We start from the raw sequence: 15,232 nt of genomic DNA, 5'->3' as shown, positions 1-15,232 counted from the left end.
ATGAATCATTATGCCCTCAGCTTCCCCAGCCCTCCCAGCCCCCCCAGCTCCTTCTTAATGTCATTCCTCCACACCCAGCCCCTAACCATAGATGCCGTGAAAAGTCAGGAACATCCCAATCTAGCAAATTGTTTTTTGAATGAAAAATCTTGAAAAACTTGTTGAATTTGCGATCCAGTTCGTTGCTACAAAAACAGGATTTTCGCTTAACTATATTCAAAAGGTAATCTTGCGAGAATCTCTACTCGAAGACAAAAAAACTTACGCTCAAATTGCTGAACAAAATAATTATTCTGAAAGCTATATTAAGTTCACAGTTGCACCTAAGTTATGGCAGTTGCTTTCACACGCGATGGGTGAAAAAGTTAATAAAACGAATCTCCAGGCGTTGCTAGAACAGCAGTTTATAAATCTGAATAATATTCAGAATACTGAGACAACAACAGCAATATATGGGGTGAGCTTAACTGTGGAATGCTACGTTTTAGAATCTCCAGAAGGACAGGTTCCCCTTGCTTCGGGCCTTTACATTGAGCGATCGACTATTGAACAAACCTGTTATCAAGAAATTCTCCAACCCCGTGCATTCCTTCGCATCTTTGCACCCCGAAAAATGGGGAAGACTTCCCTAATCGCACGCATTCTAGAGTATGGTAGCAGTCAGAATTACCACACAGTCAGACTTAGCTTGCATTGCGCCGGCACACAGGTGTTTGCTTCGAGCGATCGCTTCTTACGCTGGTTCTGTACCAATATCACTCAGCAGTTGGGTTTGGCATCTAGATTAAATGACTACTGGGATGAGGATATGGGAGCCTTGATGAACAGCACGATTTATTTTCAAGGTTATATCCTCAACGAAATCTCTCAGCCTATTATTTTAGCACTAGATGGTATCGACCAATTATTTGAGTATCCAGAACTCGCTGGTGATTTTTTCGTTTTGTTGCGTTCCTGGTATGAGGAAACAAAGGACACTTCTGTTTGGCAAAAGTTACGAGTTGTAATGGCTCATTCTGTTGAAGTTTACATTCCCTTACCCACCCATCGCTCTCCGTTTAATGTAGGATTGGCGATCGAACTGCCTATCTTTAACCAAGAACAGGTGCAGGATTTAGCTCAACGCCACCAACTTCAACTCACTGCTTCTGAATTAGAGCAGTTAATGAAGCTTACTGGCGGGTTTCCATATTTAATCCGACTGGCATTGTATCAAACTGCCAGATTAAAAATTCTTCTACAAACTTTACTGCAAGATGCTACGAGAAATACTGGAATCTATCAACAACATCTTCAGTATCAGTTGTGGAACTTTCAACAGCATCCTCAATTAGCTGACGCATTTCAGCAGGTTTTAACCGCTCCAATTCAGTTAGAGATGGAGGTAGCATTTAAGTTAAAAAGTTTAGGATTGGTGCATCTTGTTGATAGTCAAGCAACTGTTAGCTGTGAGCTATATCAAGAGTATTTCCGCCATTATTTTTTTATTTTTGAGCAACATTAGCTTTGACTTAAAGAAATTGTTTTACGTTAAATCATGTCAGATTTGGCTAATTCCAGTGATTTTTTTTAACTTGTGACAAATCCGAGATTAGTTCTTGGGATATGGCTTTCAAAAGCAGTTTTCGATTGGTTGTTAGGAACAAGTGTTTGCCCGGTATCATATGCAGTTTGAATGTGTTCTTGGTATGCTGATGCCAACCTGAGATATCGTCCTGACTAACCAAAGAATCTTGTTCACCACCCCAAGCGGAAATTGGACAGTCCAATTGCTCTTTATTTGAGTAGATATAACTCTGCACAAGTTGATAGTCTAATTTGCAAATAGACATAAAATGCTCCATGAACTGTCGATCTTCCTGAACAAAGCGAGGTATTTCTATCGATTTCAGGATTCGTTCTTCAGAAAAAAACTGGTTTTTGGGCCAGTGAGCAGCAACAGATTGAGGAGCGAAAAGTCCACCAACGAGCAAGTGCATTGGGCTACAACTATACTGTCGGCGAAGTAGATGGGCAACTTCAAAACCAATCAAATTCCCCATGCTGTGACCGTAGAAAGCAAATGGTTTGTCGAGATGGGGAATAAGAACCTGTGTCAATGTTTCCACAAGTGGCGCAAACTGAGTGAAGGGCTGTTCGCTAAGGCGATTTTCCCGCCCTGGTAGCTGAATCGGGCAAACTTCAATATCTGGTGGTAGCTGATCTGACCATTCGCTAAATACGGAAGCTGCTCCTCCTAGGTGATGGAAGCAGAACAGACGCAAACGAGCATCTGGCTTTGATTTACGGTAAGCTATCCAGTCACTTGCAGGCTGTTTAACTACAACTGAGTGTTTAATTGATTCTAATGAACCTTTTGGTGTCAATTGCTGGGTCAGCTCTTCTGCCAGTTCAATGATGTTGGGATTTTGAAGCAGCTTTCTGGGAGGCAACACAATACTCAAGCTGCTCTCCAACAAATTTCTTAGCTCTATGAGGGTCAAAGAGTCGAGACCCAACTCATTTAATGATTGTCCGATCGCTATTTGTTGGCATGAACTCAACCCCAAAACTTTGGCAACTTGTTCTTGAACATGAACAATTAAAAGTTCCAGGCGTGTTTCTGGACTTGCCTGTTGTACTTGACGCAAAAATTCAAGTTGTTTAACTCGCAGTTGCTTGCTTTTCTCTAGCTGCTGCACCTCTTGGCGAGCTAAATCCGAGAATAAAGCTGGGTAAGCATGATTTGGGAATTGCTGGAGAAATTTCGACCAATCATACGAAAACACGCCAACTTGTACAGCATTTTGTGCCAGCAACTCTCCCAACACCTGCAATCCCAGTTCGGGGGGAATCATGCCCGATCCGCGAGCCGCTCTGCGAATTTGGTCGCGACTCGCCAAGTTGGCTGCCATTCCTGCATCTGCCCAAGCCCCCCAATTGATGCTCAATCCAGGCAGTCCCAATCCCCGACGATAATGGATTAGGGCATCCATGAACGCATTGGCTGCGGCATAGTTTCCTTGACCTCGCGTGCCCAGCAATGCGGAGACTGAGGAAAAACAGACAAAGAAGTCTAGGGGCAAATTCTGAGTCAAGGTATGCAGATTCCATGCTCCTTCCACCTTGGGAGACATTACCTGAGTAAAACGCTCCCAGTTCTGCTGCAACAACACCCCGTCGTCAAGAACTCCGGCAGCATGAACTATCCCGCGCAGCGATATCCCGCTTGCTTGAATTTCCGCCAGTATCCGAGCTACATCTGAAGGATTAGCAACATCGCCCTTAACAACATTAACTTGAGTTCCAGCTTGTTCTAGTTGAGCGATCGCCTCCTGTACCGTCACACTTACCCCACGACGACCCATTAAAACTAGATGCTTCGCTCCTTGCTGTACCATCCACTGAGCCACTTTCAGTCCCAGTGCTCCCAAACCACCAGTAATTAGATAGCTGCCATTTTCTTGAAGAGAAAGCCGCTCCAAAGCAGTTTCTACTTTGTCAGAAGTACGTCGCACTAATCTGGCAACATGACGAATTCCCTGACGGTAAGCAATCTGGTTTTCTGAATCTGGAAACCACAGTTCTTCTAACAGGAGTTGGATGTCGCTTTCCTCGACTAATGGCGGTAAGTCAAGACACGTGCAGTGCAGTTCTGGATGCTCCATTGCAATGGAGCGACCTAATCCCCACACAGGAGCTTGTTGTATTTGCAGGGAACCTAGTGCTGGTTCTACAGCCTGAGATCCTTGAGTTACTAGCCACAAATGGGGAAGAGCAGACCACCCAGCTTTGATTATCGCTTGCACGAGAGGTAACACGCTGCCACAACCCAAAACTTGAGCATTTTGTAAAGCCGCCAGGGAGTCTGCCTGTGTCTCTTCCAGACTCCACAGGTGAACTACCCCACGATAAGGAGGTTGACTGTCGCCGACGATATCCTCTAGCAAGCGCTGGAAGTCGTTTGGATTGGCAGGATTAAGGCGATAGTGCTCTCTCGAAACCTGCTCGTAAGCGAGTCCGACAGAGACCAGGACACAGGACGCGCCCCGTTCTGTCAGCCGTTCGGCGAGCTTCAGCCCAATCCCGGCTGCGCCGGCAAAAATCAGCCAACTGCCCGGTACCTCCGTCGATAACGGCTCTGAAGGGCGATCGCTCGGCTGGGGTTGCCAAGCAAACTCGTACAACCAGTCCCCTAAATTCTTGTTTTGGAGACTGCGTAACAATACAGCACGACTTGCTTGGCGACACTCGTACCCAATTACTTCTGCGATGATCAGTCCGTTCTCATCGAACAGAGTGACATCTGCAACCAAGCTTTGAGGATTCCCTATGTCTTTTTCCCGCTTTTGAGCGTGACACCAAAGCTGACTAAAATTACTGGGACGTTTGTAGAATTTAAAGCCCGCTATTTGAAAAGGAACATAAATAGCATCGCTACTGGTTTTTTCCTCAAACCAGCATACAGCCGACGATTGAAAACAAGAATCAATCAAACCTGGATGAAGCTGATAACCACTTAAAGCGTCCTCTGGTAAATCAGGAACGTGCATTTTTACTAAAGCTTCTCCCCCTTTGCGCCAGATCGTTTCCATCCATTGAAACGAAGCTTCAATGTTGAATCCAATTCTCGCAAAAGCTGCGTAAAATTCTTGTCCAGACATCTCTCGATCGCATCGCTCTTTAATTTCGTGCCAAATCAGCCAACTCGGTGCTGTAATTGACATTTCTTCAGCGATCCGAACTTTTCCAGTTGCGTGTAACATCCAGGAATTAGTATCATTATCGTTTTGTTCTTCCCCTGCTTTGAGGCTCACTAGCTGGAAAGAAGTTTTTTCAGCTTGAGGCGTTAGAACCAATTGCACGAGCCGATGACTTTGCTCTAATAGGATCAGAGGCTGTGGTATATACAACTCTTCTATTTCGCAGGATTCAGTGCCAAAAGCTTCCTTAACTGCCGATAAAACCATTGAAATATGGGAGGCCGCAGCAACGACTACTGTTCCATATATCTTGTGGTCATTTAGATATGAAGGTCGATCGAGCCTAAATAGGGATTCAAAGCGAATTTCTTGAGAAAATGGTAACCGCAGGCGTTGACCGAGCAGAGGATGATATGAATTGGGTAGCGAAGATGGGGAAGGCGCGATCGCATTTTTTTGTGTCGGTTCAATCCAATAACGCTGTCGCTGCCAGGGATAAGTTGGCAATACTACCTTGCGGCGGCAATAATCACTGTCAAAACCCGACCAATCTACCTTTACGCCGCGCACATATAATTCGCCCAAACTGTGGAGTATTTGCTCCCAGTCCTGCTGTCCTTGACCCAAACTAGGAAGCCAAACTCTCCCGACTTCTGGTATGCACTGACGACCCATTCCCAACAATATTGGCTTGGGTCCTATTTCCACAAACACTTCAAAACTTTGTCGATCGAGTGTTTCCATACTCGCTGCAAATTTGACTGGTTGGCGGATGTGACGGCACCAATATTCGGGGGTTGCTATTTCAGAGGTGGCCAATTCTCCCGTGACATTGGAAATTAACTTTATTTGCGGTTCCGAGTAGGCGATCGTTTTGGCGACTTGTGCAAATTCCGCTAGCACTGGTTCCATTAAGGGGGAATGGAACGCATGGGAAACTTCTAAGGTTTTGGTCTTCACCCCTTGAGCTTCTAAGGTGGCACAGACATTTTCTATAGCTTGACTTCTACCGGAGATGACGATGCTCTCTTGACCGTTGACAGCAGCGATCGCAACTTCATCTGTATAGGGTTGAATTGCCGCTTGCACCTGCGCTTCGGAAGCCAACAGTGATACCATCTTGCCCTCAGTCGGTAGAGCCTGCATTAAGCGTCCCCGAGCTGCAATTAGCCTTAGACCATCTTCGAGACTGAATACCCCTGCACTTACAGCAGCTACATATTCGCCAACACTATGACCCATAACGACATCAGGCTCTATACCCCAGGACTTCCACAATTGCAACAGAGCATATTCCAAGGCAAATAAAGCGGGTTGGGTATATGCTGTTTCGTTGATGGGTGAAGTTTCTCCAGGTTCTGAATATAAGACTTCAAGCAAGGGTTTCTCCAGGTAGGAACGCAGGATTTCGTTACAGCGATCGAGACTGTTGCGGAAGGTAGGCTGAGTCTGGTAGAGTTGCCTTCCCATGTTGAGATACTGGGAACCCTGACCCGTGAATAAAAACGCTATTTTTGCAGACTTCTGACTGCTTACTTGTTTGCTTACCAGTCCAACTGTTTCTTCCCCAACCGCAAAAGCACCAAGTTGCTCTTGCAAATGTGCGATCGATTCAGACACTACTGATAAGCGGTAATTAAAATGGGTGCGCCCGGTATTAGCAGTAAAGCAGACATTTGCCAGGGCGAGCATCGGATTTTTACCTAAAAACTCCTGATAGCGTTGTGCTAATTCTTGCAGTGCTTTTTGGGTCTTTGCTGATAGAGTTAGAAGATGTAACGGACGCTGGAAAGCAGAATTAATTTCGTCAGTAGCCTTTTGCTCGTCATTTTCCCCAGGTCCTTCTTCCAGAATTACATGGGCATTAGTGCCACCAACGCCAAAGGAGCTAACTCCAGCGCGTCTGGGAGTCCCGTTAGTTTTCCATTCCGACAGCTTAGTATTGACATAAAAAGGACTATTGGCAAAATCAATATTCGGTAATGGTTGTTCAAAATGCAAGCTGGGCGGAATTAATTTATGTTTAAGTGCTAGGACAGTCTTAATCAGCCCTGCTACACCAGATGCCCAAACCAAATGTCCAACATTTGTCTTCACTGAACCAATTGCACAGAAACCTTTTTTTTGGGTACTGGTACGAAAAGCTTTTGTTAAACCTGCAATTTCAATTGGGTCACCAATAGGTGTTCCAGTGCCGTGAGTTTCTATATAATTAATGGTTTCCGGGTCAATCTCAGCTAAGTTTTGAGCTTCCAAAATCACTGCTGCTTGACCATCGACAGAAGGAGCTGTGTAGCCAACTTTCTTAGAACCGTCATTATTAATAGCTGTTCCTTTGATAACTGCGTGTATGCAGTCACCCGCAGCGATCGCATCTGTAAGCCGTTTCAAGACCACAACTCCTACACCATCGCCATATACAGTTCCCTGGGCTTTGGCATCAAAAGCGCGACAATGGCCATCTGGAGAAAAAATCATTCCTTGTTGATAGAGATAACCTGCTTTTTGAGGAAACCGGACTGTAACTCCACCAGCTAGAACCATGTCGCATTCGCCTTGCAACAAGCTTTGGCAAGCCAAGTGAACAGCTACTAAAGAAGTGGAACAGGCGGTTTGAACATTGACAGAAGGTCCACAGAGATTCAGTTTGTAAGAAACCCGTGTTGGCAAAGAATCTTTATCGTTTCCAATCCTCATTTGGAAACTGCTCAATGATTGGAAACTGTCAAATGAGTCTTTTAGGTCAGGGTTTGAATAGAGGTTGTTGAGCATATAGGTGCTCATGCACGAACCGGCATAAACACCAATCAAACCCTCGTAAGTTTCTAAATTGCAGCCAGCGCTTTCAATAGCTTCCCAAGCACATTCTAGGAATATCCGGTGTTGCGGATCTGTGATGGCAGCTTCTTGGTCGTTGAAGCCAAAGAACCGAGCATCAAACAGTTCAGTATCTGACAAAAAGGGGTTAGCTTTAACGTAATTTGATTGACTCAACAACGTCGGGTCGATCCCTGCATCTAGAAGTTCATCGTCAGAGAATTGGGAAATAGATTCCACCCCATTTTTAAGATTCTGCCAAAATTCATCGAGATTGTTCGCCCCTGGAAAGCGACCTGCCATCCCCACAATGGCGATCGCTGACCGATCGACTAAATCAAGTGAATCTAATTCCTGCATCTGCTTGTCCTTAAATTAATTAAATTTATTCGCTAACAACCCTTCGGGTATCCAATGGAGCGTATTTCTAGGGCTGACGACACGCTGCGCTATCAGGACTGAACACATCTATCCCAGTTTTGATTTTTGTCTTCGTTCTCGCTGTTGCTGTAAAGCAGCTTTTTTCGATCGACCCATTTGTACTTTTTCATGGTTTTTGGAGGAATTTAATTGGGGATTTTGCTTGTGGGTTAAGTAGTCAGCTAACAAGTGTATTGTTGGGTATTGATACAGTTCCACAATTGATAGTTGTTGTCCTAATATATTTGACAATTCTAATATGCTTGACAATTTACTGTGAACCTGAGCCATCAGTAAAGAATGTCCGCCCAGTTCAAAAAAATTGTCGTGAATGCCAACATATTCTAAGAGAAGTACCTCTTGCCAAATAGTAGCAATGATTTCCTCTGTGTCGGTTTGAGGTTTTACGTAAGCAGCTTCTAGTTCTGGATTTATAACTTTTCGACTCCGTAGAGCAAGCCGATCTATTTTGCCGTTAGGGGTTAGAGGTAAAGAATCAAGCAGCACAAAGGCAGAAGGCACTATATAATCTGGTAACTTGCGATCGAGGTAGGCGCGCAGTTCTGTTTGGGTAATTTTGGATAAAGATGAGTTGGGAACTACGTAGGCTACAAGGTGGTTTTCCTTTTGTTCATTCTCTGCTGCTATGACCACAGCTTCTTTAATGCTGGGATGCTGTCCCAGTGCGGACTCAATTTCTCCTAGTTCAACCCGCATCCCCCTAATCTTGACTTGAAAATCTGTGCGACCTAATAACTCAATAGCGCCATCCGACCAGTAGCGCGCTAAGTCGCCAGTTTTGAATAATCGCTCAAGAGGATCGCTATTGAAAGGATTTGAGATAAATTTGTCGGCATTCAACTCTAAACTGTTGAGATAGCCACGAGCTAAACAAGCACCACCCATATAAAGCTCACCGACTTCTCCTGGTGTCACAGGCTCAAGATTTTCGTCGAGGATATAGGCTTTGTTATGGGAATAAGGATACCCTACAGGTATATAAATGTATCCTCGTTCAGGGTCAAAGTCGTTTGGAACCGAATAAGCACAGTTACCAATGGTTTCTGCTTGACCGTAAACGTTGAAAATGTCTAAGCGCTCTTTAAACAGGTCTTGTAGCTGCTTGTAAATTTGAACTGGCGGTAAGTCACCAGAAAGCACGATCGTGCGTAATTTAGATTTGGTGAGTGCCTCTGTGTGTCTTTGATCGAGAGTTTCTAATGCCTGAAGTCCATAGCGCCAAACTGAGTGTACGCTGTCAACAATAGTTACTCCTTGTTTCTGGATCAGCTCGAACAAACTGATGGGGTTTTTGGTTTGTTCGCTATTGGCAATAATACTGGTAGCTCCTCGAAACAGAGGTACCATTAATTGCCTGACTGAGGAAGAAAACGAGAAAGATGCCACATGGAGATAGAGATCTTCAGGCTGAATTTGCATCACTTGGCTGACTGCTGGAATATAATGAGAGATGTTGGCATGAGTAATTTGTACTCCTTTTGGCTTGCCAGTGGAGCCAGAAGTGTACATGATATAAGCCAAGTTTTCTATTGTTACCTCGGTGTTAGGTGTTTCCTCACTCTCTTGGGCAATAGTGTCACAATCTGCGTCCAGACAAACGACTTGAATTTCCTCTTGGATAAACTTTTCAACCAGATGCTTTTGAGTCAACAGCAATGGCGCTTTAGTTTCTTTAAGAATAAAGTCCAGGCGCTCTTTTGGATAAGCTGGGTCTAGAGGAACATAGGCACCACCTGCTTTGAGAATACCTAGAATTGCTATAACCATGTCTAGGGAGCGTTCGGCGCAAATTCCCACTCGCACTTCTGGCTTTACGCCTCGCTTTCTGAGATAGTTAGCTAGCTGGTTGGCCTTGGCGTTGAGTTCACGGTAAGTCCACGACTGACGATCGCATATCACTGCCACTGCATTAATATTCTGCTCTACCTGTGCTTCAAATAACTGATGGATGCACTTATCCTGGGAATAAAGTGATTCTGAGTTATGTGCAGTTTGGCTCATGGTTTTATCAGAAAAATCACTCATTGCTGCTAATATTCCCTTATTGTTCCGAATTAATAAACTTTATCAACCTAAAAAATAGGTTCTTCCGTACTTACTGTGCTGAAATTTTAGGAAAATGCCAAAAGAGTAGGCAGGGTAAACGCATCTAATTTATAAATTCCCATATATAGCGTTGGAGTAGAGACAAAAGCGCTACAGGTGAAAAGATAGTTCTCAACAAACAACAATAAAGCCGAGTCCGCAGTGCTAAAATCCCTCGTTATTGACAAGATGCGTTTGCCCTGTATTTTGATCCGTGTCAAAGGTATGAAAATAAAAGTTCAATTTTTTCTTCTGAAGTTTAGTTAGCATGGGTTACTTCTAGCTCGCTAACTAGCGTAATTTGTTTGCATTAATATCAAAGCTTATTTGATAATATAAAGTCAAGTCGGAAAAGTCGGAATTCGGAACAGGGCAAACGCACGGTATTTCTGAAACCCCGCCTGAATAAGGATTTTGACGAAAAAACAGGCTAAATTAATCAACTTTTATGCCCCAAGATAGCTATCAACTAGGTGGCAGTTTAACTATTGATGCACCTAGTTACGTACAGCGGCAAGCCGACTCCCAACTGTATGAAGCCCTGAAGCGAGGAGAATTCTGCTATGTACTCAACTCCCGGCAAATGGGCAAATCCTCACTGTTGGTGCGAACCAAGCATCGCCTCCAGCAAGACGGCTTTCACTGCGCTGCCGTGGATTTGAGCGTGGTGGGAAGCGAACAAATTACTCCGCTGCAATGGTACAAAGGGTTCGTCGGTGACTTATGGCGACAGTTGGGGCTACTGGAAACCTTGAACCTGAAAAGTTGGTGGCAAGAACGCAACGATCTCGGTTTACTGCAACGGCTGCGGTTGTTTATTGAGGAATTGCTACTGGTGCAGTTTCCCCAAGAACGGCTGTTTATATTTGTCGATGAAGTTGATAGTCTACTAGGTCTTAACTTTTCGATTGATGACTTTTTTGCCTTCATTCGCTTCTGCTATAACCAACGGGCAATCAACCCAGAATATCAACGCATTACCTTTGCGATTTTTGGGGTAGCAACTCCCTCGGATCTAATTCGAGACAGAACAAAGACACCGTTCAATATTGGGCAAGCAATAGAACTAAAAGGGTTTGAGTGGGAGGAAGTGACTCCCTTAATTGCAGGGCTGGAAAAAACAGTGTCACAGCCTGCATCGGTTGTGAGGGTAATTTTAGACTGGACGGCGGGACAACCATTCCTGACTCAGAAGTTGTGTCATTTAGTTGTGCAATTGAGTCAGCAGACAATGGGGCACGATCGCTCAAATCGCATTCCACCAGGTACGGAATCGTTCTGGATTGAGAACTGGGTCAAAACTCGCATCATTGAGCGTTGGGAATCGCAGGATGAACCGGAACACCTGAGAACTATACGCGATCGCATTGAACGTAACGGTCCGCGCACTGGTAGAATTCTAGGCATATATCAAAAAATTTTGCAAGGAATTAACATAAAAAGTGATGATAGTCAAGAACAAATTGAATTGTTACTTAGTGGCTTAGTGGTTAGATACGAGGGAATATTAAAGGTAAAAAATCGCATCTATCAACAAGTATTTAATCTTCCATGGGTTGAAAAAAAATTAGCGGCATTGCGTCCTTACTCGCAGGTGTTTGATGCTTGGGTAGCTTCACGGCAACAGGATAAATCCCGCCTCTTGCGCGGACAAGCTTTAAAAGACGCTCAAACCTGGTCGCAGGGCAAAAGTTTAAGCGATTTAGACTATCAGTTTTTAGCCGCTAGCCAAGAAGTAGACAGACAAGAATTGCAATTATTTTTAGAAGCAGAACGTCTGAAAGAAGTAGAAGCTAGGCTGGCGCTAAAGAAAAAAAGTGCCAAACGCCAAACTTATTTAATTGCGGGACTTTCGTTCGCTTTAGTAATCGCGATCGCAGCGGGCATCTTCGCGTTCTTCCAGTACCAACAAGCCCTCGTTAGCCAACGCAATGAGGAAATTGAAAAAATTCAAAAAATGGCTAGGTATTCGCAAGCCCTCTTTGCCTTAGATCAAAGGTTAGATGCGTTAATGGAAGCGCTCAGAGCCAGAAGAGAACTCAAACACTTGTCCTCAACCGACCGACCGACAGAAACAATGGTAGAATTAGCTTTAAGGCGGTCAATTTATGGAGCTGCTGAATTTAACCGCTTTTCGGGTTATGCCTCTGTAAATAATGCCTTAGATGTCAGTTCTGATGGCAAGTTGATTGCTGTAGCAACAATCGGAAATGGCATCCAAATTTGGCAGCAAGAAGGCAAGTTACTGCACACTATCAAAGGACATCAAGGCCCCGTGATAGGAGTAGCCATCAGCCCCAACGGTCAGATCATTGCTTCATCAAGCGGAGATACAACTGTTAAACTCTGGCAACGTGACGGCACTCTCCTGAAAACTTTGACAGGGTTTAAAGCTGCAACGGGCAAAGTCAAGTTTAGTCCTGACGGAAAACTGATTGTTGCGTCCAGTGGGGACGGTACAATCAAACTCTGGCGCATCGATGGCAGATTGCTCAAGACCTTGAAACATGGCGTGATCCTGACACCCGTAGTGTTTAGCCCCGATGGACAACTGATTGTCTCGGCTGCTGACGACGGCACTATCAAATTCTGGGATCGTGATGGCACATTGCTGAAAACACTTTCAACTCTTCAATCTCCTGTCTTTTCAATTGCCTTTAGTCCTAACGGTAAAATTCTGGCAACAGGCAATGGAGATGGTCAACTGCAACTGTGGCAGCGTGATGGCAGTTTGTTAACGACTTTCACCGCACACAATGCGGCAATTAACGCCCTAGCTTTCAGCCGGAATGGGGAGAGCATCGTCTCGGGGTCTGACGACAAGATGCTAAAATTCTGGAGCAAGGACGGTACTTTTTTGAATGCGATTAAAGGTCATAACAGTGGCATTCAAGATCTGGCATTTAGTCCCAGCGGCGACACCCTATTTTCTGCATCTGGGGATGGCACTGTAAAACTCTGGAAATTACGACATTCTTTGCTGACAATCCTGCGGGGACATACAGGGGGAATTTGGGGAGTGGCTTTTAGTCCCGATGGACAGTTGATGGCTTCATCGAGTCCGAACGAGACTATCCTCTGGCAAAAAGACGGGATTAGCAATAGGCGCTTAAAAGGGCCAAACGCTCAATTTGGCTCAGTTGCGATCGGTCCAGATGGGAAAACGATCGCTACTGTTGGTGCAGACCAATCAATCAAGCTTTGGAGTCTAGACGGTACCCTGCTTCATAGTCTCAAAGGGCATCAGGGTAATATTAGGAGAGTCGCTTTTAGCCCTGACGGTAAGATGGTTGCATCGAGCAGTAGCGATCGCACCGTCAAACTTTGGCGCGTCGATGGCACCGAAATCGCTACTTTTAGAGGGCATACGGCGGGGACTTGGGGGGTTGCTTTTAGTCCCGATGGTTCGACACTTGCATCGAGCAGTGGTGACAAGACAGTAAAGCTTTGGCGTTTGGCTGAGGTTTTGAACAAGAAGCGCAAGCTAGATTCTCGATCGGAGGTCAAAAGTGAGGACAGCTTATTCAAGACTCTTCAAGGTCATAATAGTACAGTCATAGACGTAGCTTTCAGCCCTAATGGAGAATTGATTGCTTCGGTGAGTGAAGACAGGACGGCTAAAGTTTGGAGTCGTGACGGCAAGTTACTGCATACTCTTGAGGGACATGATTCTGGGATTTGGAGTGTAGCGTTTAGCCCTGAGGGCCAGACGATCGCTACAGGGAGTAATGATGGAATAATTAAACTCTGGAAGTCTGACGGCACATTGCTGACCAATCTGATTGGACATAGTGGTGGGGTGAAGGGATTAGCTTTCGCTCCTGATGGCAAAACTTTGGCCTCGGCTGCTGAGGACAAAATGGTAATTTTGTGGAATTTAGAGCAGTCTGTTGAGCTAGATCGGGTAGTAGCAGCGGGTTGCGATTGGGTGCGAGATTATCTGCGGACTAACGCAGAGGTGGAAAAGGGCGATCGGCAACTTTGTCAATAGTCATTCCTCATCGCGCCTCATGTAACCAACTTTTAGCTCTAGTTGGGGCATTAATTGACTAATTTAGTATATTGACAAAAGCCATTAATTGTGTGTTTTGTGGTTTACAGCAATATAACTTTACACAAACATACCAACTTTATCTATTGCTCGTTGAGCTAGAAAACTGAATAATAGATAGTGAAGTTTTTTGATGAACTTGCATTTTTAGACCACTCAAGGAGATTAGAAAATGGCTCACAAATATCCTGTAACAATAAAAACCGGCGATCGCCCGGACGCTGGAACAGATGCAAACGTTTACATTCAAATCATCGGTGATTTGGGAAGCACGGCGGAAGAAAAATTGGATAAACCTGGATATGACGATTTTGAAAAAGGGGATGAGGATACTTACGAAGTTTCGTCTGACGAGCTCATTGGTATCCCCGAACAAGTGATCATAAGTCATGACAATAAGCACTCGAAATCAGAATGGTACTTAAATTGGGTGAAAGTTAAAGATATCGACACAAAAAAAGAGGTTATTTTCAACTACAATGATTGGATCAACCCAGAGAATGGATTAAAGAAAACGCTTTCCTCAAAAGACGGTCCACCGGAAATAACGTTTCAAATCAAAGATACTAAGACGATTCATATTGGTAAGCAATGTAAAATACTGGATTGGCGAGACTCTGAGGTAACTGGTTATCAACAGAATGTTGTTTTTTCAGTACAGTCAATGGCCTCAGAAGGTCAGAGTACAGAAAAGGTAGTTGAAAATACATTGAACACGGAAGTGTCAGTTGCTGGTGGTACCTCAGAAGTGCAGGTTTCTGCCTCGATTGGGACGTCAATGACAGAGGCTTTGACTAAACGACAGGAGAAGAACACGAGCCTAACAACTACCAGCTCCGTGACGCAAACCTACACTCCACAACCTGGAATACTCCTCTATTTAGAGGAGGAATGGTTTAGAGTTGATGAGGTTGGCACAATAAAACGAAACGGGCGAGAATTCCCCTACACGATAACCATCTCTTATAGTCCGAGCGTGGTTAAGGCTGAGACATATCGAAAGGGAGTTTCAATGCCACAGTATGTGCTCGACGCATTGGCTAGTCCTAAAGTACCTAAAATTCGCCAGTAGGGTAGCCTTTCCCTAACCGAAGCATTCCCGAAGGGTAGGGTATAGTCTCCTTGGAGGAGATAAGCCCTCGGGTAACTCTTTAAG

At 44.6% G+C, this 15,232-nt stretch carries 5 protein-coding genes; 3 read left to right on the top strand and 2 right to left on the bottom strand.

Annotated elements, in window-relative coordinates:
- The first annotated feature begins 139 nt into the window (after nt 1–139).
- On the top strand, nt 140–1,504 hold the full coding sequence (locus E5S67_RS12390; RefSeq protein ID WP_172187545.1) for an AAA-like domain-containing protein: 1,365 nt from the start codon (nt 140–142) through the stop codon (nt 1,502–1,504).
- A gap of 46 nt (nt 1,505–1,550) precedes the next feature.
- Here E5S67_RS12390 and E5S67_RS12385 read toward each other — a convergent pair whose 3' ends face one another.
- A complete protein-coding gene (locus E5S67_RS12385) occupies nt 1,551–7,859 on the bottom strand; it encodes a type I polyketide synthase (protein ID WP_172187543.1) in 6,309 nt (2,102 codons plus the stop codon).
- 108 nt (nt 7,860–7,967) lie between these two features.
- A complete protein-coding gene (locus E5S67_RS12380) occupies nt 7,968–9,965 on the bottom strand; it encodes a non-ribosomal peptide synthetase (RefSeq protein ID WP_172187541.1) in 1,998 nt (665 codons plus the stop codon).
- 508 nt (nt 9,966–10,473) lie between these two features.
- Between E5S67_RS12380 and E5S67_RS12375 the strand changes: the two genes are divergently transcribed.
- Both E5S67_RS12375 and E5S67_RS12370 read left to right on the top strand, forming a co-directional pair.
- Entirely contained in the window at nt 10,474–14,016 is a 3,543-nt protein-coding gene (locus tag E5S67_RS12375; RefSeq protein ID WP_172187539.1) for a WD40 domain-containing protein, read from the top strand.
- A gap of 232 nt (nt 14,017–14,248) precedes the next feature.
- Complete coding sequence (locus E5S67_RS12370; RefSeq protein WP_172187537.1) at nt 14,249–15,148, top strand: PLAT/LH2 domain-containing protein; 900 nt, start codon at nt 14,249–14,251, stop codon at nt 15,146–15,148.
- The last annotated feature ends 84 nt before the right edge of the window (nt 15,149–15,232 follow it).

It is taken from the genome of Microcoleus asticus IPMA8 (assembly GCF_013179805.1).
Classification (GTDB): Bacteria; Cyanobacteriota; Cyanobacteriia; order Cyanobacteriales; family Microcoleaceae; genus Microcoleus; species Microcoleus asticus.
Note: the sequence above shows the minus strand (reverse complement) of the source record. Positions and strands in the feature narration are given on the sequence as shown.